The 24,921-nt window shown below is 51.2% G+C and carries 22 protein-coding genes; 8 read left to right on the top strand and 14 right to left on the bottom strand.

What is annotated here, in order from left to right:
- Window positions 1–165 precede the first annotated feature (165 nt).
- The 3 genes from ACW73I_RS20730 to ACW73I_RS20740 all read right to left on the bottom strand — a co-directional run bounded on the left by ACW73I_RS20730 (window position 166) and on the right by ACW73I_RS20740 (window position 2,765).
- Complete coding sequence (locus tag ACW73I_RS20730) at window positions 166–1,149, bottom strand: hypothetical protein (RefSeq protein ID WP_458031410.1); 984 nt, start codon at window positions 1,147–1,149, stop codon at window positions 166–168.
- Window positions 1,150–1,319: 170 nt separating this feature from the next.
- Complete coding sequence (locus tag ACW73I_RS20735) at window positions 1,320–2,096, bottom strand: calcium-binding protein (protein ID WP_458031411.1); 777 nt, start codon at window positions 2,094–2,096, stop codon at window positions 1,320–1,322.
- Window positions 2,097–2,288: 192 nt separating this feature from the next.
- Window positions 2,289–2,765: a tellurite resistance TerB family protein gene (locus tag ACW73I_RS20740; protein ID WP_458031412.1), complete on the bottom strand. Its 477-nt coding sequence runs from the start codon at window positions 2,763–2,765 to the stop codon at window positions 2,289–2,291.
- A 595-nt stretch (window positions 2,766–3,360) separates the two neighbouring features.
- Between ACW73I_RS20740 and ACW73I_RS20745 the strand changes: the two genes are divergently transcribed.
- Window positions 3,361–4,140: a VPLPA-CTERM sorting domain-containing protein gene (locus tag ACW73I_RS20745; RefSeq protein WP_458031413.1), complete on the top strand. Its 780-nt coding sequence runs from the start codon at window positions 3,361–3,363 to the stop codon at window positions 4,138–4,140.
- A 349-nt stretch (window positions 4,141–4,489) separates the two neighbouring features.
- Here the strand turns inward: ACW73I_RS20745 and ACW73I_RS20750 are convergent, their stop codons facing one another.
- Window positions 4,490–6,751, bottom strand: coding sequence for a DUF255 domain-containing protein (locus ACW73I_RS20750; protein WP_458031414.1), 2,262 nt, complete (start codon window positions 6,749–6,751; stop codon window positions 4,490–4,492).
- Between the two features lie 619 nt (window positions 6,752–7,370).
- Here ACW73I_RS20750 and ACW73I_RS20755 point away from each other — a divergent pair.
- The 4 genes from ACW73I_RS20755 to ACW73I_RS20770 all read left to right on the top strand — a co-directional run bounded on the left by ACW73I_RS20755 (window position 7,371) and on the right by ACW73I_RS20770 (window position 11,747).
- On the top strand, window positions 7,371–9,158 hold the full coding sequence (locus ACW73I_RS20755) for a bifunctional metallophosphatase/5'-nucleotidase (protein WP_458031415.1): 1,788 nt from the start codon (window positions 7,371–7,373) through the stop codon (window positions 9,156–9,158).
- A gap of 181 nt (window positions 9,159–9,339) precedes the next feature.
- On the top strand, window positions 9,340–9,801 hold the full coding sequence (locus tag ACW73I_RS20760) for a hypothetical protein (RefSeq protein WP_458031416.1): 462 nt from the start codon (window positions 9,340–9,342) through the stop codon (window positions 9,799–9,801).
- A gap of 28 nt (window positions 9,802–9,829) precedes the next feature.
- The gene (gene tgt / locus ACW73I_RS20765; RefSeq protein WP_458031417.1) at window positions 9,830–10,942 is read left to right on the top strand and encodes a tRNA guanosine(34) transglycosylase Tgt; all 1,113 of its coding nucleotides are present in this window, start codon (window positions 9,830–9,832) and stop codon (window positions 10,940–10,942) included.
- 31 nt (window positions 10,943–10,973) lie between these two features.
- A complete protein-coding gene (locus ACW73I_RS20770; RefSeq protein ID WP_458031418.1) occupies window positions 10,974–11,747 on the top strand; it encodes a Fic family protein in 774 nt (257 codons plus the stop codon).
- 69 nt (window positions 11,748–11,816) lie between these two features.
- On the opposite strand, the gene ACW73I_RS20775 is transcribed toward ACW73I_RS20770, so the two are convergent.
- From ACW73I_RS20775 to groES, 4 genes are all read right to left on the bottom strand, one after another.
- Window positions 11,817–13,037 carry an aspartate kinase gene (locus ACW73I_RS20775; RefSeq protein WP_458031419.1) on the bottom strand — a complete coding sequence of 407 codons (1,221 nt, stop codon included), beginning with the start codon at window positions 13,035–13,037 and terminating at the stop codon, window positions 11,817–11,819.
- Window positions 13,038–13,427: 390 nt separating this feature from the next.
- Window positions 13,428–14,180, bottom strand: coding sequence for an Hpt domain-containing response regulator (locus ACW73I_RS20780; RefSeq protein ID WP_458031420.1), 753 nt, complete (start codon window positions 14,178–14,180; stop codon window positions 13,428–13,430).
- Between the two features lie 178 nt (window positions 14,181–14,358).
- On the bottom strand, window positions 14,359–16,005 hold the full coding sequence (groL, locus tag ACW73I_RS20785; RefSeq protein WP_458031421.1) for a chaperonin GroEL: 1,647 nt from the start codon (window positions 16,003–16,005) through the stop codon (window positions 14,359–14,361).
- A gap of 50 nt (window positions 16,006–16,055) precedes the next feature.
- The gene (gene groES / locus ACW73I_RS20790; protein ID WP_458031422.1) at window positions 16,056–16,343 is read right to left on the bottom strand and encodes a co-chaperone GroES; all 288 of its coding nucleotides are present in this window, start codon (window positions 16,341–16,343) and stop codon (window positions 16,056–16,058) included.
- 135 nt (window positions 16,344–16,478) lie between these two features.
- Between groES and ACW73I_RS20795 the strand changes: the two genes are divergently transcribed.
- Window positions 16,479–17,225 (top strand): HesA/MoeB/ThiF family protein, encoded by a 747-nt coding sequence (locus ACW73I_RS20795; RefSeq protein WP_458031431.1) that lies wholly within the window; start codon window positions 16,479–16,481, stop codon window positions 17,223–17,225.
- Window positions 17,226–17,271: 46 nt separating this feature from the next.
- Here ACW73I_RS20795 and ACW73I_RS20800 read toward each other — a convergent pair whose 3' ends face one another.
- Complete coding sequence (locus tag ACW73I_RS20800) at window positions 17,272–17,481, bottom strand: hypothetical protein (protein ID WP_458031423.1); 210 nt, start codon at window positions 17,479–17,481, stop codon at window positions 17,272–17,274.
- 164 nt (window positions 17,482–17,645) lie between these two features.
- Here ACW73I_RS20800 and ACW73I_RS20805 point away from each other — a divergent pair, with 164 nt between their 5' ends.
- Window positions 17,646–20,336 carry a cation-transporting P-type ATPase gene (locus ACW73I_RS20805; RefSeq protein WP_458031424.1) on the top strand — a complete coding sequence of 897 codons (2,691 nt, stop codon included), beginning with the start codon at window positions 17,646–17,648 and terminating at the stop codon, window positions 20,334–20,336.
- Here the strand turns inward: ACW73I_RS20805 and ACW73I_RS20810 are convergent.
- The gene (locus ACW73I_RS20810) at window positions 20,319–20,909 is read right to left on the bottom strand and encodes a TetR/AcrR family transcriptional regulator (protein ID WP_458031425.1); all 591 of its coding nucleotides are present in this window, start codon (window positions 20,907–20,909) and stop codon (window positions 20,319–20,321) included. The two genes, ACW73I_RS20805 and ACW73I_RS20810, sit on opposite strands and share 18 nt — an antisense overlap.
- A 95-nt stretch (window positions 20,910–21,004) precedes the next feature.
- Here ACW73I_RS20810 and ACW73I_RS20815 point away from each other — a divergent pair, with 95 nt between their 5' ends.
- Window positions 21,005–21,472, top strand: a complete 468-nt coding sequence (locus tag ACW73I_RS20815; RefSeq protein ID WP_458031426.1) for a nuclear transport factor 2 family protein — start codon at window positions 21,005–21,007, stop codon at window positions 21,470–21,472.
- Between the two features lie 58 nt (window positions 21,473–21,530).
- On the opposite strand, the gene ACW73I_RS20820 is transcribed toward ACW73I_RS20815, so the two are convergent.
- The 4 genes from ACW73I_RS20820 to ACW73I_RS20835 form a co-directional block, all read right to left on the bottom strand.
- Window positions 21,531–22,760 (bottom strand): pyrophosphate--fructose-6-phosphate 1-phosphotransferase, encoded by a 1,230-nt coding sequence (locus ACW73I_RS20820; RefSeq protein ID WP_458031427.1) that lies wholly within the window; start codon window positions 22,758–22,760, stop codon window positions 21,531–21,533.
- 164 nt (window positions 22,761–22,924) lie between these two features.
- A complete protein-coding gene (locus tag ACW73I_RS20825) occupies window positions 22,925–23,191 on the bottom strand; it encodes a hypothetical protein (RefSeq protein ID WP_458031428.1) in 267 nt (88 codons plus the stop codon).
- Between the two features lie 98 nt (window positions 23,192–23,289).
- On the bottom strand, window positions 23,290–24,063 hold the full coding sequence (locus tag ACW73I_RS20830) for an alpha/beta fold hydrolase (protein ID WP_458031429.1): 774 nt from the start codon (window positions 24,061–24,063) through the stop codon (window positions 23,290–23,292).
- An 8-nt stretch (window positions 24,064–24,071) separates the two neighbouring features.
- Window positions 24,072–24,921: hypothetical protein (locus tag ACW73I_RS20835; RefSeq protein ID WP_458031430.1), on the bottom strand; the 850-nt coding region annotated here is incomplete at its 5' end.

Below are 24,921 nucleotides of genomic sequence, written 5' to 3' on the forward strand. Positions count from 1 at the left end.
TGCTTTATAAGTTAATCTAGCGGCTGGCTCAGCGAATCAATGCGGATTGCGGGGGCGATAAAATCAACAGCCTGATAGATGATCTCACGGAGTCACATAAGCCACGGTCTTTGATTCAATTAATATTTTTGACATGATATTTTCTCTATGAATGAATTTAAAAAATTAACGCACAACACAAACCTCAACAAGTCGATCAGATTTGTCAAAATCAAGACTAATTATTGTTTTATACTCGAACGGACGAATTCTCATAGTAATTTCAGGTTCATCAATAGAGGTATATCCAAACGTGCTACCCTTGCTGCCCTTTAATGTTATACCCTGCTCTCTTTTTCGAAAAATCTTGCTATAAATACCTGCTTCAACATTATTATCCATAAATTCAAATACTTTTTGTCGATCTGTTCCCGGTTTTATTAGGCTTTGAAGCACGACTTGCATCGCTTTCGGACCAGAGAAATAGTCAAAATTTAATTTAATATGGCGCGCTGCAAAATTCTTATCGTTGTCCATAAACGGATTAAGTTGAATGGCAGTGATTTTATCCTCAATATCTGATAGTAAAAAAATAGACCAGTTGGTCTCATTGCCATTTGGTTCAGAGCAACGTTTAGTGAACCAATACAGCTTAGCGTTAGTCGGCGGTTCCCAACGTTTGCCGAGTTTTGTTTTACTTTTTAGTTCATCCCTGCTGGGTAACAATCCATTTTCGTTTAACGCAACAAAATCTGTGCAAGGTTTTGCATCAATTTTTTTTTCAAAATTACTAAGTGAATTTAAAAGCAATTTACTGCTTGATTCTTTTGGATAGGCTTTTTCAATTTCCGCCTTTATTTTTGCATAATGGATTGGGTTGTACTTACATGTATCAAATAGGAAATCTTTATTTTTTTCCATTACCAAATCAACCTTCACGTTGTCTTGATTAGTTTCCGAAATACCATCTGCATGCTTCTCTTGCGAGTAACTAAATTCTAAGTTAATGAAAGTTACCAGCAAGACTGCAAGGCGCAATAACCAACGGGCATTGCGCCGTATTGTTAAATTGAAACCATTTGCCGACAGACTCATTTTCATTTGAACATTCCCAAGCTGAAAGTTAAACCAATTGCGAATTACGTCATTTCCCCCAATGGTATCAGGCATTTGCCGTATGACATGCCGCCAAAAACCTTAGCAAATTGACTAGGCTGCCATTTGTTTGGGTCGGTAGCGCTTGTTCGGGTGATACCAGCGAGCCAAATCTGCGTTCAGCACCTCTTTTGGCCCTGATTCTCCACTGCAACGAGCCAAGGTACCCATATTCTTGGTCCGGCTTAGGCGTCGAATACGCGTCGTAGTGAAAAAAATCGTAATTCAAGATCAGTTCCGGTTTTTTTTCGAAACGCCCGTCGTCGAGTTGGGTAAATCCGGCGTTGACGAATTGATGAGCCATATGCGTTGGCCGACAGCACCGCCGCTAACGGCCAGATTTCGCCGCTTTGATCCTGAACCGACCAATCGTGAGTGAGCGTATCGTAATCGGCCAACTTCAAACCTTGGTCGCCGTTTAACCAGGTCACGAACAAATCCGAACCATCGATGCCGGCGTCGAGATCCGCGAATGCCAGGCCAACCAGTCGGATGATGCTGGATTCGTTCGGTTGTTCGATCACGGTGTCGATGCCCGCGCCTGTTTTCAGCCAATAGGTATCGACACCGGTACCGCCTTCCAGTCTGTCCTCGCCCGAGCCGCCGTCCAGGCTATCGTTGCCGGCCAAGCCCTGCAGGATATCGGCGTAGCGTGAACCGGCCAATACGTCGTCGCCGCTGCTTCCCGCCACTAACGGATGCCGTAACGCGTCCAGTGCCGCCATACTCATTTCAGAGCCGTCGGCGAATTGAAAACGGCTGATCGCCGCCGAATCACTAAACCAGTTTTCCAGCCTCAGGCCGGCGGCAGCGCTGTTATACAGGGTAATCAGCAGATCGCCGTTGCTTTGCCGGGTTAACCGAACATCGCTATGTTGGATGCCGGCACCGAATACGACGCGGTCGTTTTCGGCATCCGCTTGCCAAGGTATGACGTCGTTTTCACTCTCCTTACCGAACAAAATTGAGTAGGGGACTATCGAATGAAAAAAATATAGTTCTGATAAAGGGGCCGCTTTGTCATCAATAGCTGACCGTCACCTGGCTGGATTTTTAACTTCTTCAATGGCGCCTATTGCCAAAGCCAGTTATTCCTAACTAATGCCATCAAAGCTCTTTGGTAAGGCGGCAAGATGAAGTTCGGATTTTACCCGTCAGGATTTCGCCATGCCGTCTTTAGTCAATTCCGCTTTGACGCGATTTTTTAAGATAATGAAATCGGTATGCGATACCCCTATCAAGTCCGAAATTTTTCGGACCAAATATTCTTCGTACATACTCAGATCGCCATCGGCGTACGCAACTCGCCACAACGATTCAATAAGCTTGATTTTTTGTTCCGTAGAAAATTCCCGATTGATCAAATGAGTAAACTGAAAGTAATCGGTTGCGGCTTTTCTTTGATCTTCGGCTAATTCGGTTAAAGCGTTCGTCTGTGCCGGCGACAGCGAAAACAGCGCCTCAAGTCTAGCTCGGATGCTTTCTTGTTCTTCCTTTTTTAATCTATCGTCCATATGCATCATTTCGATCAACAACGCCGCGCAAGCGATCCGTAGATTTTCCTCGCGAGACTTTTCGGTCGGCGGAAGCGCTATGTGCTGCTCAAAAAAGAGCTTTATCTGGTTTAGCATAAACGAAATTCAACTTTTTCAATCGGCAGAATATGAAGCGGCGGCGCGTATATACCGGTAAGCCGCTTGTAACCTTAAAGGCGACATTTTTACATAATTAGTGCCGGTATTGTTTTTTCATATTCCGATCTGCCGGCGCAAACCGTAGCGGCGTGGCATGTATCTTCTTTATCCTGGGCGATAGTACTCGTTATTTTGTCGACGGTGCGCTGAGGTCAGATGCTTTTGATCGAGTCGCGCATCTGACCGCCCCCGCCATCGCGGCGCATGAAATTCCTCGGCAAGACGATGACTTTGTTAACAAAATTGGCCGCCACGTTGAAACACCGGATTACGCACTACCATTTGCCCGAACGCTGGCGTCCAAGCTATGTGTGTTATTTGCCGTGTATTGTGTGATATCGCTCGTTTTTTCCCGGCGGCACGAATGAATTTCAATCATTATGCTCATGTATTTAAAGGATTTTATGCTTTGGTGCGAAATGTGTTTGTACTAGAGGCACTGGGCCGGTCAATGCTACTTGCTTGATAGACTTGAGCGATCAATCAGTATCGATTTTTCCACACAGCATGACAACAATTAGGATTGTGAGACATGAACAGAACCATACTATCGCCGGCGCTGGCCGTTATACTGGCCGGAGGTTTTAACCTTACGGCGGAAGCCAACGTCCTTTCATTTTCGGGCACTATCAATCAAATCGCCGGAGGCACTTCTTACGATGCCTGGAAGTTTAACGTTCAAAGCGCGGGAAGTTTTACTGTCGATTTGGCAGCTTACGAGGCGACCGATCACAGATCGACGACGGTCAATACCCCTGTCGATATCAATGGCGACGGCGAATTTACCTGGCTGGACCCCGATACTCATATTTACAAGGATGACGGGCACCTGGATGCTGCGGACGCTATTGTCCGTTGCGACGATACCGATAACAACTGTGCCGTTTATCAAAATGGGCTGAGTGAAATAACTAGTCCGGTGCTGGTGAGCAGCCATCTGCAAACCGAAGAGAGCGAGGACGGTTCCGTGCATTGGCGGCGCGACCCGTGGTTTGACGTGACGTTTGCGCAACCGGGCGACTATCTTTTTTTAGTGGCCGATTATCGATTGACACCGGAAGAAGCGGAGGGCAGATACAACGGTTTCGGCGGCAGTCCGGACTCGTTTTCAGCTCCTTCGGGCTATGACAATCCCATACTGGATCACGCGGACTATACGGTAACGTTAAGCTCCGACACGATGAATTTTACGCTCGACGGGAACACGATTACCGTTACAGCAGTCCCGGTGCCGGCAGCGGTTTGGCTATTCGGGACGGCTTTAGCCGGCATCGGCGCGATCGGCCGCCGCAAACCGTCGCTTACGGCCTAAGGTTGCGTCGATCGGTCCACTCCGGTATCGAACATGATCCGTCATCGTTTCAAGCCGGTTTTCATCCCCGCATTTCTATTCGTTCAAAATGATACGTGATGGATTTCGGCGGAGCCGAAATCCGACCGGTGTATCTGATGGCGGATTGTTTTCATAACGACCGGCCGGACCGGAATGACCGCTTTGAGATTTGGACGTTCCTGCTCTATTACGCCGGGTCGGTGCTGCGGAGCGCGCTATATTTTACCGCCGGTTGACCGGGCCTCGCCGCTGTTTTCATCGCGGCTGCAACAGACCGAAGGGATGCTTTCCGCAACTATTGGTAAAACGCGCAAATCAAGGTCCTCTGCTATTTTAAGGTCAACGGAATAATCCAATCCGACGGCGCCAGACAGATAGCCTCTTTGCAGGCCTGAGCGCGGACGATCAGTCGAAGATTTTCGACGTCGCCCGGAAGCGTCACCTGCACCGGAATCCTTAACTCGCCTTTATACACTTTAATTTGACCCAATGGCGTGGTCATAGCGAGCGCTTCGGGATAGGCCGGCTTTACTCGCGCCTTGCCGGAGCTTTCTCGAACATCAACAGCGGTAGGAATCAGAAAATCGAGACTGGCCGGATTGGCATTGATATGCCAACCTTCGGCGATGTCGAGGGCCGCCGTAACAGTGAGGCTGTTTCCTGTACGCCCGGATACCGATACGCTAACCCGCACATGCGTTTTGGTTTCCGCCGCCTCCTCTCGCGCCGGCGGCTCAATCGGCCGCTGTGATTCCTGTTGCTCCGGCGTCAATCGAATCAGGCGAAGCAGCGCGTGCATCATGTGCACATAGCCTCTCGGATTGTCCTTGACGGGCTGTCCGAATGCTTTGAGTAGCCCTTCGGCCTGCTGTTTCCACTCCGGATTGCCCGTGACTTCGTAAAGATCCAGCAAGGCATGCGCCATCACCGCATTGCCGGAAGGAAGGGCCGAATCCAACGCATTCTTCGTGCGCACCAGCAAGCGCTCGCTGCCGTCGGTGAAATAATAGCCGCCGTGCTCGGCGTCCAGGAACAGCATTCCAACCCGGACCACCAGAGCCTTGGCCGCATGCAAGTACTTATCGTCTTCGGTCGCCCGGTAGGTGGATACCAGTCCCTGGATCAGGAAGGCATAATCCTCGAAATAGGCCGCAATTTCAGCCTTGCCGTTACGCCAGGTACGATAGAAGGTGCTGTCATTTTTTTGCAAATTGGCCAGAAGAAAATCGGCTGCGCGTCCGGCGGCCCGGGTATATTCGGCCTTTCCCATGACTTGCCCGGCTCGGGCTAATGCGTCTATCATCAGCCCGTTCCAAGCCGTGACGATTTTGTCGTCAACATAGGGCAATTTGCGCTTGTCCCTGACTTTTCGTAGTGCGGCCATCACGGACTGCTGTCGGGCGATCGCATCCTCATAAGGCTGGCCGCCCGCCTTGGCAATAGCGGCAAGCGCTTGTTTCAGATACAGGACTTTGCCGTCGGTGTGCTTGTGGCCGGGAATCTCAGGAATCGCCGCTAATCCGTAGTGGTCCATCAACCAAGCATAGGATTCCTTATCCAAGGCTTCATGCAGCTCTTTTTCCGTCCAGGCATAATATGCGCCCTCCACGGCATCGGTCTCGGCATCCAGCGCAGAACAGAAGCCGCCGTCTTTGAGCGTCATCTGCCGGAGGGTGAAATCAAAAATACCTTCGGCGACCGCGCGGGCTTCCGACCAGTTCGAAAGAGCATAAATTTCCGTGTAGGCGCGCCCCAGCAAGGCCTGGTTGTAAAGCATCTTCTCGAAATGGGGGATACGCCACTGCGCATCGGTGGCATAACGATGGAAGCCGCCGCCGACCGGGTCGTGAATGCCGCCTTGCGCCATCGCTTCCAGCGTACCGCGAACCATGTCCAGCGCCGGCTTGTTATCGGTTAAGCGGTAGGCGTCCAGTAGAAATAATAGCGCGACTTCATTTGGAAACTTCGGAGCTTGATAAAAACCGCCCAGCCGGTTGTCGTAGTAATCGGCGTAGTGCCGGACCAAGGCGTCGATTTCTTGTGGTCCGGCGAAATTGCCGCCCGTTTCATTTTCCTGTCGCTTGATCTGAGCGATGGCGGAAGCGAGCCGGTCGGCCTGAGCTTCTATAAGGGCTTGATCTCTTGTCCAAAGATCGTGAATCTGCCGAACCACGGACGTAAAATCGGCCGGTGGAAAATAAGTACCCGCAAAAAACGGCTTCAAATCCGGTGTGACAAACACGTTGTTCGGCCAGCCACCGCGCTGAGTCATGATTTGAGTGGCCGTCATATAGATTTCATCCAAGTCAGGGCGCTGCTCGCGGTCGATCTTGATGCTGACGACAGACTGATTCATCACCTTGGCGACTTCGGGATTTTCAAAAACCTCCCTTTCCATTACGTGGCACCAATAGCAGGTGGAATACCCGATTGAGAGCAAAATCGGCTTGTTTTCGTTGCGCGCCTTGGCAAAGGCTTCCTCGCCCCACGGATACCAGTCGACCGGGTTGTGTGCATGCTGCAGCAGATAGGGGCTGCTCGAATCAATAAGCTTGTTCGTCGCAGCATATAACGAATCGGACAACGTCAAAATTCCACTCCTGCCAATGTTAGAGCTATTAAGATCTGACTATCTAAACAATATTTTTGTCAAAAAGTTTCGAGCTGACATGGGGTTTTCGGAAATCGGCGATAGTCCGGTTGTTGAAAAAACATGGTTTCCTGCGGCAGCTAAGGATTTGGCCAAAAACAACTTCCCGTTTTGCCGGTGCGAACCCTGGGGCATACCGAATGAGGAACGCCGTGACTCCTTCCATGGGGGGGCTTGACGGCAGCGTCCTTGCCGCCGACATCCTCACTCGGTACGTCCCCAGTGACTATTGCCATATCGGGAAGTTATTTTGGAGGATATCCTAACGTCAGATAGTCAAACCACCCTGAAAAAAGACTTTATATCCGTTACGCGCCCATGTTGCCGTTCTACACTATGTCGGTTTGCGATCGCCGTTTTCAAGGTTTATCAGACAAACGACGCGGCAATCTTGAATTGCAAATCGCCCTTCCATAACCGTTCGATCGGCCGCCAAAGCCAAGCGGGTTTGCCTTACAGCGCGCCGCTCCGTTTTCTCCCGTCTATACTATGCCAAGATTATCGCGGCACGTTTTATAACTCATGGCATTTGCGTAAACAGGCTACGGAAGCTTATAACATGAAACCGTTTAAAACCGCTTTTGGCCTCTGCTTGGCGGCCGGCCAGTTATTTATGACCGGATGCTCCATTTCTCGCGTGCCTGACAGCGATACGGCGCAAATAAAGATCGTCGCCTTCAACGATTTTCATGGCCAACTGGAATCGCCCGGCAACTTGGCGCAAAGCGCAGGCGACGGCTCGAACAACGGCATTCCGATTGGCGGCGCCGATCAATTGGCCGGCTATGTCGCCAACCTGAAACGACAAAACCCTAATACGATAGTCGTATCGGCCGGCGACTTGATCGGCGCCTCACCTTTGATATCGGCCTTGTTCCACGACGAAGGCACCATAGAAGTGATGAATCGTTTAGGCTTGGATATGAATGCCGTAGGGAACCACGAATTCGACGAAGGCAAAACCGAGCTGCAGCGAATGCGACAAGGCGGCTGCCACCCCACTGGCGTCAATACCTGCCGCGGCGCAGCGGTCGGCACGCCGGTACCGTTCGAGGGTGCTCGTTTCGAATTTCTTGCCGCCAACGTGATCGACATCGCCTCCGGCCGTACACTATTCCCCGCCTATACGATCAAGCACATAGACGGCGTCCGCATCGCTTTTATCGGCATGACCTTAAAAGAAACCGCCACCATCGTTTCACCCGACGGCATCTCCGGTTTGGCGTTTCTGGACGAAACCGAAACCGTGAATGCCTTGGTTCCGAAATTACGCGCGGATGGCGTCGAAGCCGTTGTATTGCTGATCCATCAAGGCGGCACCGTGCCGGCGCCGTTGAATGTCTCGACCATAAACCGATGTGACAAAAGTCTGGCCGGCTCGCCGATCGAGACCATCGTCGCGCATTTGGACGACGCGGTCGACTTGGTCATCTCCGGCCATACGCATCAAGCCTATAATTGCCGAATCGCCAACCGGCGCGGACGATTGATTCCGGTCACCAGCGCCAGCGCGCAAGGACGACTTTTGACCGACATCCGCGTTTGGATAAACCGGTCAAGCGGCGATATTACCGGCGTCACTGCCCGTAACATGATTGTTGATCGCAACCGGCCCGGTATCGAGCCAGACGCAACGATCAAGACATTAGTGGATAAATACGGAACGATCGCGGAGCCACTGGCCAATCGGGTCATCGGCCGAATTAGCGCCGATATTTCCGGAACCCAAAACGACGCCGGCGAATCCGCCTTGGGCGATCTGATCGCGGACTCGCAATTGGCCGCCACTCGATCAAAAGCGTCCGGCGGAGCCGAAATCGCATTTATCAATCAAGGTTCGATAAGAACGGATTTAAGCTATGCCTCAAGCCGCGCCGGCGAAGGCGACGGTAACATCACTTATACCGAAGCCTTTGCAGTACAGCCTTTCGGCAATAACTTGGTGACGATGAGTTTGACCGGCGCGCAAATTCATACCTTATTGGAACAACAGTTCCGCGGCTGCACCGAAGCCTACCCGGACGATGCTCCGTCCCAAGGCCAGCCGGTTAATCGCATCCTGCAAGTGTCCGCAGGTTTCCACTATGGTTGGCGAGCAAGCGGCGCGCCTTGCCATAAGGTCGATCCCGGCAGTATTACGCTTAATGGCATACCGGTCGATGCCGGTAGCAACTATCGGGTAACCGTAAATAGTTTTCTGGCCAATGGCGGCGACCAGTTTTATCTGTTCAGACAAGGCGGCGAACGCTTGGGTGGCGTGCTCGATTTGGACGCACTGGAACGTTATTTCAGCACCAACCCGCTTATCCGACCCGACGCGGATCATCGCATTACCCGGATAGATTAAGTGCCTCCAAGACAGGAACTCAATAAAAGCTCGACACATTTCCGATCACAAAACCAGCCGGCTCCCATTATAATACGCGGTTTTGGTTAAGTTTTAAGTCCCCTACTCTTTCTACGTGTAATATCCGGCCATGAAATTATTGCTCGCATACCTTTCCACTTGCTGGTTTAGAAACAACCCCATGGAATTGACTCCGACAGTCTCCTTCATGTGGAAAAACGTGGCTTTCTATCTGTTATCGGGTTTCATCGTGGAAGGCCTGATCGCCGACCCGGTCGAAGGTCCGTTGGAAGTGATCGGACGCATCATCATGGCTTTCAGCTCCGTCGCCGCGCTGTTGCTTTACGAAAAAAAATGGCCTTACTTCGGCCGCTTGTACACCTCTATTTTTGTCTGCGAAAACTTCATCATGACTTTAGCGGTCGCCGTCGAAGCCCTTTATTTTTGGATGGTGATCAATCACCGACCGTATTATGAAGAAGTCGCCACGGGGCTGGGGGTATTTTTGGTCCTTTGGTACGTCACTATCGTTGCCTACATCTTTCGCCGCTTCTTCGACCAACCAACCAACGTCAGCCTAATTTTCGCCTTCAGCTATTTCGTGCTGACCTACGGCATCCCGATGATGCTGATGGACATGTAAGGCGCCGACTTTTCACCTTTTTTCGATCATGCAATTCAAACTCAAAACCCAAGACGGCCAAGCCCGCCGCGGCCGACTGACGCTCGCTCGCGGCGTCATCGAGACGCCTATTTTCATGCCGGTAGGCACCTATGGCACTGTTAAATCCCTGACGCCGGAAGACTTGGATAGCCTTGGCGCCCAAATCATACTCGGCAACACCTTTCACCTGATGCTGCGTCCGGGCATGGATGTCGTCAAAGCCCATGGCGACTTGCATGATTTCATGCGCTGGCGGAAACCGATATTGACCGATTCCGGCGGCTTTCAGGTCTTCAGTCTGGGCGCCTTGCGCAAGATCAGCGAACAAGGCGTCACATTCAAGTCGCCGGTCAACGGCGGCAGGATTTTCATGGGACCGGAAGAATCGATGCAGGTGCAGCGGGATTTGGGTTCCGATATCGTGATGATTTTCGACGAATGCACGCCGTACCCGGCCACCTACCAACAGGCCGCCGATTCGATGCGGCTATCGTTACGCTGGGCCGAGCGCAGCAAACGCGCGCATGAAGGTAATGAGTCCGCCCTGTTCGGCATCGTACAAGGCGGCATGTACCCGGAGCTGCGCCGCGAATCGATCAACGGCTTAACCAACATCGGCTTCGACGGCTATGCCGTCGGCGGCCTGTCGGTGGGAGAACCCAAACACGAGATGCTGGAAACTCTGGATGCGATCATGCCCGAAATGCCGGCCGACAAACCCCGCTACCTGATGGGCGTCGGCACCCCGGAGGATTTAGTCGAAGCGGTACGCCGCGGCGTGGATATGTTCGATTGCGTGATGCCTACCCGCAACGCCCGTAACGGACATTTATTCACCCGCTACGGCGTCATCAAAATCCGAAACAATCAATACCAATTCGACACCCGCCCCCTGGATGAGGATTGCACCTGCTATACCTGCCGCAACTATTCGCGCTCGTATCTGAAGCATCTGGACAAATGCAAGGAAATGCTGGGATCGCGCCTGAATACCATACATAATTTACATTATTATCTGGAACTGATGCAGAGCATGCGCGATGCGATCGAAACCGGACGTTTCGACGCATTCATGCGGGAGTTTTACGAACTGCGCGGCGTAACGATGCCCTACGGATAAAAAACGCTATAACTTACTACAGGGGCTTTAGATGGCGGAAATCGATAATCTGGAACTGCTACTCAGCGAAATCGACTTGCTAAAAACCGAACTGCAACTTCAACCTTGCTTACAGGAACGCGCATGGCTCGATATCCTGGCGATCGAAAACACTTACCATAGCAACCGCCTGGAAGGCGGCTCTTTAGACCAGCGGGAAACGGAAATGGTCATACGTACCGGCTTGATGCTGCCGGGAAAGCCGATGGCGGAAAACCTGGCGGCATTAAATCATTTTCAAGCGATTCAATTAATTCGCGACCAAGCCGACGAACAAGCGCTGCTATCTGAAGAATTGCTAAAGCAACTGCATAGACTGTTGGCGAGAGCAATCAATACGGACCGGAGCGGTTCGTATCGCGATCAAACCGCCATCTTAACAAATGGTAAACCGGCTCCTTCGCCTGAAGAATTGGCAAGCTTAATTGCCGACGCCATTCACTGGGCGCATCTGGAAGGTCCATTTTTACATCCCATGGTTTTTGCCGGCGAATTATGCTTGCGCCTGGAATCCTTAAAGCTATTCCCCTATTACAACGGTCTTTGCGCCAGACTCGCATTGAATCTGATTTTACTGGAGGAAGGCTATCCGCTCCTCAATTTTGCAAGTGACGACGCCGGTCGCACAGCTTATTACACCGCCTTGGCAAATACCCAATCCAGTTCCGACAACAATCTATGGGCATGCTTCATCGCAAAACAAGCACTCCGGACCGCACAAAATTTACTGGCGCGTTTACAAAAACAGAATGGCGCGCTCAATTGACAGGCGAGCGCCTCCTTTAAGCGATCGATCCCGCCGATAAATGATGGAACGGCCCCAACGATAAACCGATTATTCTTGATCCAGACCAAACGCTTTATGTAAAGCGCGTACGGCCAGTTCCAGATATTTCTCGTCAATGACCACCGAAATCTTGATCTCGGAAGTCGAAATCATCTGAATGTTAATGCCTTCATTCGATAACACTTTAAACATCGTGCTGGCGATACCGGCATGAGAGCGCATGCCAACCCCGACGATAGAGACTTTGACGATACTGTCGTCACCGATGATAACGGTATCGCCGCCGAGATCTGCGCGTAAGCCTTCCAACACTTTTTTTGCGCGAGCAAAATCGCTACGGTTAACCGTAAAGGTAAAATCCGTCGTGCCATTTTCCGAAATATTCTGCACAATCATATCGACTTCGATATTTTCGGCGGCAACCGGTCCCAGGATTTTGAAAGCGACGCCGGGCAAGTCGGGCACACCGGTTAGAGTCAGTTTTGCCTCGTCGCGGTTAAAGGCAATGCCCGAGATTAACGCTTTTTCCATTTCTGATTCCTCATAGGTAATAAGGGTGCCGTTACCTTCCATGAATGAAGACAGCACCCGCAATTTGACATTGTATTTACCGGCAAATTCGACCGAGCGGATCTGCAACACCTTGGAGCCTAAACTGGCCATTTCCAACATTTCTTCAAAGGTAATTTTCTCCAAGCGGCGCGCTTTGGGCACTACGCGCGGGTCCGTGGTGTATACGCCGTCTACGTCGGTATAGATGTGGCACTCGTCTGCGTTCAAGGCTGCGGCCAAGGCCACACCCGTCGTATCCGAACCGCCCCGGCCCAAGGTCGTAATGTTGCCGTTTTCATCGACACCCTGGAAACCGGCCACGACGACGACGCGCCCGGCGTTAAGGTCGGCGCGTATGTTGGCTTCATCGATCTCGCGGATACGCGCCTTGGTATGAGCGCTATCAGTCAAGATTCGTACTTGTCCGCCGGTATAGGAGCGCGCATCCACGCCTAGGTTATGTAATGCCATAGACAGCAATGCAATGGTGACCTGCTCGCCCGTGGACAGTAAAACGTCCAGTTCTCGGCCGCAGGGCTGTGTCTGCATTTCCTTAGCCAAACCCACCAAACGGTTGGTCTCGCCGCTCATCGCTGAAACCACCACCACGATTTGATCACCCGATTCGCGGGCATTTTTAACTTTTTCAGCGACCGCTTTTATGCGCTCGACCGAACCGACGGACGTGCCGCCAAATTTGAAAACGTACAATGCCATGTATAAATTCGACCTGTTTGCTTTATAAAAGTATCGCCACCGAATTTTCCGTAATAGGGGAAAACCATCAGGAAATTAGCGGTTGTCTGAATGAGCGGCTATTTTAACGCGACTTGGCCTTGTAAAAGAACCGTATAAAAAAATACCGCTGGAATTTTGGCCGCCAGTCCTGATGAACCGCAGCACTTCCGGCCCGGTTTATGTTGAGAGGTCTGTGTGGCGCCCGGTTCCGGTTTCCAAGCCGACACGGATGCAACTTTTTGTCGGACCCGATCAGGCCGTTATTCCATCGTTTTCAATTGAGCTGCCGTACGCGTACCGAGAAATACGTCTGTACCTAAGCGGCTGACATTGCGTCCTTGAACAAAATCGAGCGGAAAAACTTCGCCCTTACCGAGCTGACGAGCTAGGTTCCGCCAACTGATTTTCCAGCGATGCTTTCATATTCTGCAATTCAGAAAACCTGGCCATGATTAATCGAATCTGATGTTTTGCATTAGATATATCTGAATCGAGCAAATACTGCTCGATCTTACCGGCGAGTTCTCGAAAGTTTTCGAAGCCGTAAAAACAAAAGGTACCGTGCAGTTTATGAGCAATTTCCAAAGCCTGTTGATTTTGATCGTTTTGCAAAGCCCGGTTAATGCCGGTCAATTGTCCCGGCACCTCTTGAAAAAGTTTTTGTAAAAATAACCGTCCCAGCTCCCGATTATGCTCCACTTTTTCCAATAGCGTGTCGGTGTAATAATTGCTGGTAATTCCGTTTGCCGAAGTACACCACTGCGATATGACACGCTGTAAATCCGCCAATACGATCGGTTTGATCAAGACCTCGTTAAAACCATCCGCGATTAATAAATGTCTACGCTGAATCTGAACGTGAGCGGTAATCGCAATCATCGGCACGGACTGATTGATACAGCCCGCCCTTGCTTTTTTAACTAATTCAGATCCGTTCATTACCGGCATATTTACATCGATAAATACAAGAGAATACGAATTTTTTTGAAGCAACTCCCAAGCTTCGCCACCATCGCATGCCAAGGTAATATCCTGTGTCCAATATTGGATTTGCTCGGTCAAAAGCCAACGATTCATCTCATTATCATCGACAATCAAAATCGATAAAGCGGCCATAATCATACATTGAGTTTAATTCAGTTATTTTACGGATTATCCTACCACACATCTAACAGACGAAGTCCACCGCCAATAACATTTGAGCTCCCGCTTTGACTCATATACCGCTTAGACATAAAAAAACCTCGGCGCTTTTCCGGCGCCGAGGTTTTCGGTTTGAGCCGAGTGCTTAAACGGTAAATTACATCATACCGCCCATGCCACCCATGCCGCCCATGCCGCCCATATCAGGCATGCCTGGTTTTTCGTCTGCAGGATGTTCGGCAACCATCACTTCAGTAGTAATCATCAGGCCGGCAACGGAAGCGGCGTTTTGCAGCGCAGAACGGGTCACTTTGGCCGGGTCCAGGATACCCATATCAATCATATCGCCGTATTCGCCGGTTGCCGCGTTGTAACCGAAGTTACCGCTGCCTTTTCTGACTTCGTTCAAAACCACGGATGCTTCGTCGCCCGCGTTGGCTACGATTTGGCGCAACGGTTCTTCCATCGCACGGCGCAGGATGTTGATACCGACGGTTTGATCGTGATTTTTGCCTTGCAGGCCTTCCAGAGCGGACAATGCGCGAATCAATGCAGTACCGCCGCCGGCAACCACACCTTCCTCTACCGCAGCGCGGGTAGAATGCAGCGCGTCTTCGACGCGGGCTTTCTTCTCTTTCATTTCCACTTCGGTAGCGGCACCGACTTTAATCACCGCAACCCCGCCGGCCAGTTTAGCCAGACGTTCTTGCAGTTTTTCACGGTCGTAGTCTGAAGTCGCTTCTTCGGCTTGAGCACGGATTTGCGCAACGCGGCCTTTGATTTGGCCTTCGTCGCCGGCACCGTCGATGATGGTGGTGTTTTCTTTGTTGATTTGTACCCGTTTTGCGGTACCCAGCATGTCCAGATCGGCTTTTTCCAAAGACAGACCGACTTCTTCGGAAATGACGGTACCGCCGGTCAGGATTGCGATGTCTTCCAGCATGGCTTTACGGCGATCCCCGAAACCAGGCGCTTTAACCGCAGCGACTTTCACGATGCCGCGCATGTTGTTGACGACCAAAGTGGCCAACGCTTCGCCTTCCACGTCTTCGGCGATGATCAGCAAGGAACGGCCGGATTTAGCCACGCCTTCCAGGATAGGCAACATTTCGCGGATGTTGGAGATTTTTTTGTCGTACAACAAGACGAACGGCTCTTCCAGTTCGACGCTCATGTTTTCTTGTTTGTTGATGAAATACGGAGACAGGTAGCCGCGGTCGAATTGCATACCTTCTACGACGTCCAGTTCGTTTTCCAAGCCGGAACCTTCTTCGACGGTAATCACGCCTTCTTTACCGACTTTTTCCATTGCTTCGGCGATGATTGCACCGACCGATTCGTCAGAGTTAGCCGAGATGGTACCTACTTGAGCGATGGCTTTGCTGTCGCTGCAAGGCGTTGCCGCTTTTTCGATGGCACTAACCGCCGCGGTGACCGCCATGTCGATACCGCGTTTCAGGTCCATCGGGTTCATGCCGGCCGCAACGGATTTCAAACCTTCGTTGACGATGGCTTGAGCCAGTACGGTTGCGGTTGTGGTGCCGTCGCCGGCGACGTCGGAAGTCTTGGACGCCACTTCTTTAACCATTTGCGCGCCCATGTTTTCGAATTTGTCTTTCAACTCGATCTCTTTAGCGACCGATACGCCGTCTTTAGTAATGGTTGGGGCACCGAAGCTTTTGTCCAAAACGGCGTTACGGCCTTTAGGACCCAAAGTAACTTTAACTGCGTTTGCCAGGATGTTGACGCCTTGCGCCATCAGAGAACGAGCGTCACCGCCGAATTTTACGTCTTTTGCTGCCATTTTTTTATATTCCTAAATCTGTTAACGAATTGATAAACAATTGTTTGGGATTAACCCAAGATGCCCATGATGTCTTCTTCGCGCATGATGACGTATTGCTCACCACCGACTTTGACTTCCGTCCCGGAATATTTGCCGAACAACACTTTGTCGCCAACTTTAACTTCCAGAGCACGCACTTGACCGTTATCTAGCGGCTTGCCGGGACCTACGGCCAACACCTCGCCTTCGCTAGGTTTCTCTGCCGCGGAACCAGGCAGTACGATGCCGCCAGCGGTTTTGGTTTCTTCTTCAACACGTTTTACGACAACGCGGTCATGTAACGGACGAATTTTCATCAATGTCTCCTTTAGAAAAAAAGTTAAAGATAGAACTATTAGCACTCTCTTGCAATGAGTGCTAATAATATCGAGCTTTTGCACTCTGTCAAGCTCTTTGGCATTATCTGCGGCCTATCCAACGCACTTATCGACATGAACGACGAACAATTACTCCGCTACAGCCGTCAAATCATGCTGCCGCAAATCGATATCGCCGGCCAGCAAAAACTTCTAGATGCCAAAGTCTTGATTGTCGGGGCCGGCGGCCTCGGCTCGCCCGCCGCAATGTATCTTGCCGCAGCCGGTGTCGGGCAAATTACGATCTACGACGACGATCAAGTGGATATCACCAATTTGCAACGCCAGATAGCCCATGGCACCTCCGATATAGGGGTCGATAAAGTCATTTCAACCCTAAACGCGATAAAAAATATCAACCCGGAAGTTAAGGTTCTGGCTCGAAGACTTCGCTTACAAGACGAGCAATTGCGAAAGGAAGTGTCGACCGCCGATGTGGTATTGGATTGTAGCGATAACTTTCGCACCCGCTTCTCGATCAACCAGGCGTGCGTTTTGGAACACACGGCGCTGGTATCCGGTGCAGCCATCCGATTCGAAGGTCAGATAAGCGTTTTCACGCCAGGCCGGAACAATAGCCCGTGCTACAACTGCTTATACCAAAGTGACGGCGAGGAATTACAAAACTGCGCTCATAACGGCGTCATCGCACCGATTACCGGTATTGTCGGCAGCACTCAGGCTTTGGAAACAATGAAGCTGATCATGAACATCGGCGAAACCTTGACCGGTCGCCTGTTATTACTCGACGGACTGACAATGGAATGGCAGACGCTACGCTTAAAGAAAAATGCGGCCTGCCCGACTTGCGGCAAGAAATGAAACAAAAAAGCCGGCAAGTCCCGGCTTTTTCGTTTGTACTGGGCAATTATTTTTTGGCTAGCGCGCCTTTTACCATATCAATCAGTTTGCATGCCATATCCAATACTTTGGATTCACTATCCCCGTGCGGTTCGATATCGCCGAAGGGCTCGCCGTTTTTCATCGTATACATGTAAATGAAATAACCCAACGGCGCGAACGCGACGCATGCAATCAATAGCATAAAAAACCAAATTTCAATTAGACCACCCATCATCTCCTCCAATTTGTTGTTTTTGTTTTTAAAATATAGCTTGAGACTCGAATACCGAATATAACCTTATACTGTATGAGGAACAAGCGCAAAAAATTTGCTGATAATTTAGAGAGCCGCATCCGGTTCCGCCACAACCGACAACGCAAACCCGATACCCGAATCCTATGAAGAGTTCAAATAAAACCGCTTGGCACAGTCGATCGCCCGAAGACTTATTGATTCAACTAAGCTCGAACTCTGAGCAGGGCTTGAGTGAAGCGGAAGCGGAGCAACGTTTGCAACAATACGGCTTCAATCGCTTAACCCCTCGCCGCGGCAAAAGCCCGTTAATCCTGTTTCTGTCCCAATTCCATCAACCCTTAGTCTACATCTTGATCGTATCCGGTGCGATTACGGCTTTTTTACAAGAATGGGTGGACAGCAGCGTCATTTTTGGCGTGGTTTTGATCAATGCCATCATCGGCTTCATACAGGAAGCCAACGCTTTACGGGCAATTAACGCGCTGTCTCGGGTATTAAATGTCAACAGCACGGTAATACGCAATGGGCAACGCTGCGTCATTCCGGCTGACAAACTGGTGCCGGGCGACATCGTATCGCTCCAATCCGGCGATAGAATTCCGGCGGACCTGCGTTTACTGCAATGCCGTGAGCTACGCATCGACGAATCGGCACTGACCGGTGAATCGGTGCCGGTAGACAAACAGCCGGAAAACCTAGACGAATCGACCGTACTCGCCGATCGCAGCAATATGGCTTATTCGTCTACGCTGGTTACCTTCGGCAGCGGTTTAGGCCTGGTCGTGGAAACCGGCGACCGCACCGAAATCGGCCTGATCAACCGCATGATAGTCGCCGCGACCGACCTCGAAACGCCGCTGACTCAAAAAATAAGCCAATTCAGCCATTTGCTGCTTTGGGTCATCATCGATTTTGCGGTGATCACCTTTGCGGTTGGCGTGTTTCGCGGCGAATCCATGCTGAACATGTTCATGGCCGCCGTTGCATTGGCGGTCGGCGCCATTCCGGAGGGCTTGCCCGCCGCGATTACCATCACGCTGGCGATCGGCGTGTCGCGCATGGCCAAGCGTAACGCCATCATCCGCAAATTACCCGCCGTCGAAACGCTGGGCAGCACCACGGTGATTTGTTCGGATAAAACCGGCACCCTGACGCAAAACCAAATGACTGTGAAAACCGTTTATGCCGGCGGTGCTCGTTACGACGTCGGCGGCAGCGGATACACGCCGGAGGGGGAGTTCTCGGTCGACGGTAAACTTATCGATCCGGCATCGAACGCCGCTTTAGTCGAGACTCTGAAGGCCGGCCTGCTGTGCAACGATGCCCGCCTGATCGCCGACCTCGACCAATGGCGCATCGAAGGCGACCCGACCGAAGCCGCGCTGTTGGTCTCCGCGCACAAAGCCGGCCTGCACCACGCCAGCGTTAGCGACGATCATCCGCGCCTGGACGCCATACCGTTCGAATCCCAGCACCAATTCATGGCTACCTTGCACCATAACCTGGCATCGGACCAACGCCACATTTATTTGAAAGGTTCGCTGGAAAGCATACTTTCGCGCTGCGACAAAGCCTACGACGCCGAAATGAATGCGGTCGCGCTCGATGTCGAAGCCGTCCATCGTCAACAAGAAAAGCTGGCCAAACAAGGTTTGCGGGTATTGGCCTTCGCCCGCTGCGACGATTCGGATAACCGGGTCTGCCACGAAGAATTGAAATCCGGCCTGACCTTTTTGGGCTTGCAGGCCATGATCGATCCGCCGAGACCGGAAGCCATTTCCGCCATCGCCGCCTGTTATCGCGCCGGCATTCAAGTGAAGATGATCACCGGCGACCACCCGGTCACCGCGCTGGCCATCGCCCAGCAACTCGGAATGAAAAACACGTCGTGCGTGACCAGCGGCGCCGAACTGCAAAAACTCGAGCCCGATCGCTATCAGCAACTGGTAACAGATTGCGACATCTATGCCCGCATCGCGCCCGAACAGAAATTACAGTTAGTCCAGACCTTGCAGGAAAGCGGCCAAGTCGTCGCCATGACAGGCGACGGCGTCAACGATGCGCCGGCATTGCGCCAAGCCGACATCGGCGTCGCGATGGGCCTCGGCGGCACCGAAGTGGCCAAGGAAGCGGCCGCGATGGTGTTGACCGACGACGATTTTGCAACGATAGAAGCCGCAGTCGAGGAAGGCCGCGGCGTCTTCGACAACTTGGTCAAATTCATCGCATGGACCTTGCCCACCAACCTCGGGGAAGGCCTGGTCATCGTGGCGGCGGTCATCGCCAACGTGGCTCTGCCGATCACACCCGTGCAGATTCTCTGGATCAATATGACCACCGCGGTGCTGCTGGGCTTGATGCTGGCCTTCGAACCCAAAGAACCCGGTTTGATGGAAAGGCAACCGCGCGCGCCCGGACAACCCATACTCACCCGGCACCTGATCATGCGCATCTGCTTGGTTGGCGTGTTATTGCTGGCAGGCGCCTTCGGCCTGTTCGAGTGGGAGCTGATGCAAGGCGAGTCGCTCGCCAAGGCCCGCACCGTTGCGGTCAACGTCTTCGTATGCAGCGAGCTGTTTTATTTGTTCAACTGCCGGTCTCTGCATTATTCGATGTTCCATGTCGGCTTGTTTTCCAACCTGTGGGTCATATTCGGGGTCGTCGCCATGATTGCTCTGCAAGGGCTGTTCACCTATTCGCCGGCGATGCAGACATTATTCGGCAGCGAAGCCATCGGCTTGGACGAGTGGTTGTTGATCGTCGCGGCCGGGCTGATCGTCTATACCACCGTCGGCCTGGAAAAGCTGCTGTGGCGCCTACTCTTTCGAAGATAGCGCGGCCAATGCTTGCAATATACTCGACAAAGCAATCAACGCGGTTTTTTCCGCCCCGGGCCCGCATTCCATTTGCGCTCTTACAATTGCGCCGTCTACCGCAATCGCAGCGGCATCGGCCAGCGCCATGCGCGAATGACTAGGCGGCAACAATTCGGCGATGATGGCCACCATGTCCTGCTTGTGGTTACGGCAAATGCTGAGCGCTTCGGGCAAACTCCGGCCTAATTCGGCTGCGATATTGATGAAAGCGCAGCCCCGATAGATTGGATTTTCAAACCATTCGGACAACACCGGAATCAATGCCATTAATCCCTCGCGGGTGGTACCGTGGCGTTTTAGAGCGTCCTTGAACCAGCCGATCCAAACTTGGTGGCGATAGTCTAAAAACGCTCGGACCAAATCGTTCTTACTGGGAAAGTGTCTGTAAAAAGTGACTTTGGTGACCTTGGCTTCGGCGATGACTTTGTCGATTCCGGTCGCCCGAATACCGTCTCGATAAAACAAATCGTGCGCAGTCAATAATATACGTTCGCGCGCGGGTTTATCCGCTAATAAGTTCGTGGAATTCATGGCTGGCGATTGTAGACAACTTCGTCTATCATTGCTACCATCACACATAGACAGTTCTGTCTACATACCCATTCATGTCATCCAGGAGCGAGCCGATGGAAACCAAACCGCCCTTACCGCCGTTTACCGCCGAAACCGCCGCGCAAAAAGTGCGCATGGCGGAAGACGCTTGGAACAGCCGCGACCCGGACCGCGTGGTGCAGGTCTATACCGAAGATACCACCTGGCGCAACCGGGCCGAATTTCCCAGAGGCCGAGCCGAAGTCCACGCATTTCTACAACGCAAATGGGCCAAGGAATTGGATTACCGATTGATCAAGGAATTGTGGGCCTTTACCGACAACCGCATTGCGGTGCGTTTTGCCTACGAGTGGCACGACGACGCGGGCAACTGGTTTCGCAGCTACGGCAACGAGAATTGGGAGTTTAACGAGTACGGCCTGATGCAAAGACGCTTTGCCAGCATCAACGATTTGCCGATCAAACAACAGGAGCGCTTGTTTCACTGGCCTTTGGGCCGGCGCCCGGACGACCATCAGAGTTTAAGCCAGCTAGGGTTGTGAGGGCGATTCCTCGCAACCCAAAAAAGGGCGGATAAATCCGCCCCCCCTACCAGGACCCTTAGTGGCTCACTTCGACTTTGGCGCCTTTAGCTTGGCCGATTTCGCCCAGCATTTTCTCGAACCAATCGCTGTCGATATTGAACGGTTTGCCGCCTTTAATGCGGGGGAACTCGATCGCACGCAAGACGTTATTGTTGTCTTCGTCGTGACCGATTACGCCCGCTTCACGACGGAAAGCACATTCAACGGCTAGATCCGCGCACGATTTGATCAAGCGCATGTCGGCCACATTGGATGCCGCGGCACGCGCGAAATAACCGGATTTTTGCACCAAGGTTTTTTCCGCGCCAACCATTTCCGCGAATTGCTCGCCGAACCATTTGCCGGGATTGACCGCATCCAACTTAATATGGCCGAATGCATCGCGAGGCACTTCCTGACCTTTGGCTTGCATTTCCGCCACGATAGCTTCGACGCCGGCGCCTTCCGAAACGAAGATATTGACGCAATCGACTTTATCCATCACCGCGCGTAAGCGCGCCGCTTCGGCTTCAAGATCGACCGCCATTTCTGGCACGAAAACCGCGTGTACTTCATACGACTCGCGCGACAGTCCTAGCTCTGGCAACCAATCCGAAGCATCCAACAATTTGCGATATTCTTGGGCGGTCGCGGCAGTCAACCAGCCGCAGTTACGTCCCATGACTTCGTGAACGATCAGCATACGTGGATTGGCATTGTTTTCCGCCACCACGTTCATGAAATAGCGTGCGCCTTGCTCGGCGGCAGTCCACGCACCCAACGATTGTTTGATCGGATACACGTCGTTATCGACGGTTTTAGGCAAGCCGATTACGGTCAATGGATAGTTGTTGCTAGCCAAAAAGGCCGCCAAATCGGCCGCCGCGGTATTGGTATCGTCGCCACCGATGGTATGCAGAATATCGACGCCGTCTTTGACCAATTGATCAGCCGCGACTTTTTGCGGGTCTTCACCTTCTTTGACCAAGCCACGTTTGACACAGTCCTTTACATTGGTGAGCTTAACGCGGCTATTACCGATCACTGAACCACCAAAACGTTGCAACAAACCGGCTTTTTGGCGCACTGTCGCGGTAACCGGATAAGAGTCACCTAACAACAGGCCTTTATAACCACCGCGATAACAAATGATTTCGATGCTCGGATCGATTTCAGTATAGCGTTCAATCAAGCTACCAATCGCTGAATTTAAGCAAGGCGCCAAACCACCTGCAGTCAAAATAGCAACTTTTTTAGGTTTATTCATAAGCATATTGAATTTAAAGTTAAGAAAAACAAAGATGCCAGCAAATGAACTGAGCTGGGCTGTTGCTGCACGATGCGAAATAGGATAGAAATTCGCAATAAAATCGTGTTGTCACAACATTTTAACACATGCGGTTACTTTGTCGGGGACGATATCAGACTGTTTTATAAGGCCAGGCCTCGGCTCTGCCTGACAAATTTTACGTTATCTAAATCAATCGGCCCGCTGTCAGGGATAATTGCCGTATAGCTTAGCGGCTGCATTTCGGTCAAGGTAATTCGAACACAGACATAGTTATCCACGCGGGTAATCGACAAGGATAAATATTCGCCGACGTCGTCTTTACGGGCATTAGACATAAAATCTCGCAATAACAACATCCTCATATTGGCGTCGCCTTCTTTGCTTATGTATTCTGAATTTTCTGGCATCAACCCATACCGCTACGGCACATTTATTCGGAGCTGACTAGCATAGTGTCGCTATTCATCTTTCCTAGTGTACCGACGGGCAGAACATCTAAGCCAAGTTAGGCTGTCGCTATCCAATCCTCTACGATCCGACAAAACTTATCCGGCGCTTGAACGTATAACCAATGCCCTGTGTCGGGGATTTCCACGATTTGTGCGTTTGGAAATAATCCGAATACGGCGTCGGGCCGGACGTAAGCGGAATGTTGCCCGGCGATGAACAAAGCTTTGTCGTCGAAAGGCCTTTGGTATTCGCTCGGAAAACCGACGATATGGTGCGCCGTCCGCTGAATAATCTCCAGGTTGATCCGCCAGTGATATGCTCCATCTTTCAACAGCAGGTTTTGTAGCAAAAATTGCCGGAATGCGAGATCGGGAATGGCTTCCGCCAAGAATTGTTCCGCTTCTTTCCGGTTGCTGAGCGTTTCTAGCGGCAAGCGCCGAAGCGCGTCTATCATGTTATCAAAGCTGTGGTTATAAGTGACCGGCGCTATGTCGGCCACCATCAAACTTTGAATGCGCTCCGGATTAGACAATGCCGCGCTCATTGCAATCTTGCCGCCCATGCTATGGCCAAGCAGATGGGCTTTTTCGATTTCCAGACCATTCATAAACTCCAGCACATCATGCGCCATGATTGGATAATCCATCCGCTCTTCGTGAGGCGATGCGCCGTGATTGCGCATATCCAACACATAAACCCGGTGTTTAAGCGCTAACCGGCTTGCAATATTGCGCCAATTTCTTGTCGACGCTAAAAAACCGTGCAAGATGATGATGGGATTCGGACTCGGTTTACCGTAACTCTCATAGAACAATTCAACCGCATGCATTGTTTAACTCAAGCCAAACCGAATAATGCGCCGAGTAAACCGCCGAAAACGCCACCCCAAACAACCAACCACCCCAAATGCGTTTTAATGATGGCTTGAACGATCTCTTTAACCATCTCTGGCGTCAACTCACTCAAACGCTTGTCAATGACCAGTTCGATTTTGTCAGTTAAATCTTCACTGATTTTATGCGCGTTTAATCCCTGTTGCAGCGCGTGTTTAAATCGCTCCGACTCTACCATGTCTGTTAGTGTGTGCCGGACTTTTTCAATAAAAGGTTGCTTCAATGGATGCAAGGCTTCTTCCCCTCCTACCATCATCAACATACCACCGAATGAGGAATGCATAATCGAAGATACCAAGCCATCGTAAATCTTATCGTAATCCACGGCACTCAATAGCGGACTCAGATTTAATACCTTGCCTCCTTGCTTTTCTTCATTTTCGATAAACTGTTCTATGTTCTGCGGAGTGAAAAATTGCTCCATCATCAAGTGTTTAATTGAGATTTTAAATTCTTCAAAACGTGCCGGAATGATACCCGAGCCATACAAAAACGGCACCTTCTCGAATAACATATGAACGGCAAGCCAATTAGTAATCGCTCCGGAAAATGCAAAAAAACCGATCGCTTTTATAGGCGATGAATAAAACGGACTAACGTAACCCAACGCGATAATCAGCAATGCAAGAAAGTTTGTTACGGTATTTTTATTAACGATTTTCTTCATATCGATTTGATTCAAAACAACAAACGTCGTTCCGTAAAACAAGCATACAAAAAAAAAGCCCGCGTCATTCGGCGGGCTTTCGAGTTTGGTGCTTGGCGATGACCTACTTTCACATGGCAACCTGCCA

This window comes from Methylomonas sp. MgM2 (genome assembly GCF_054172045.1).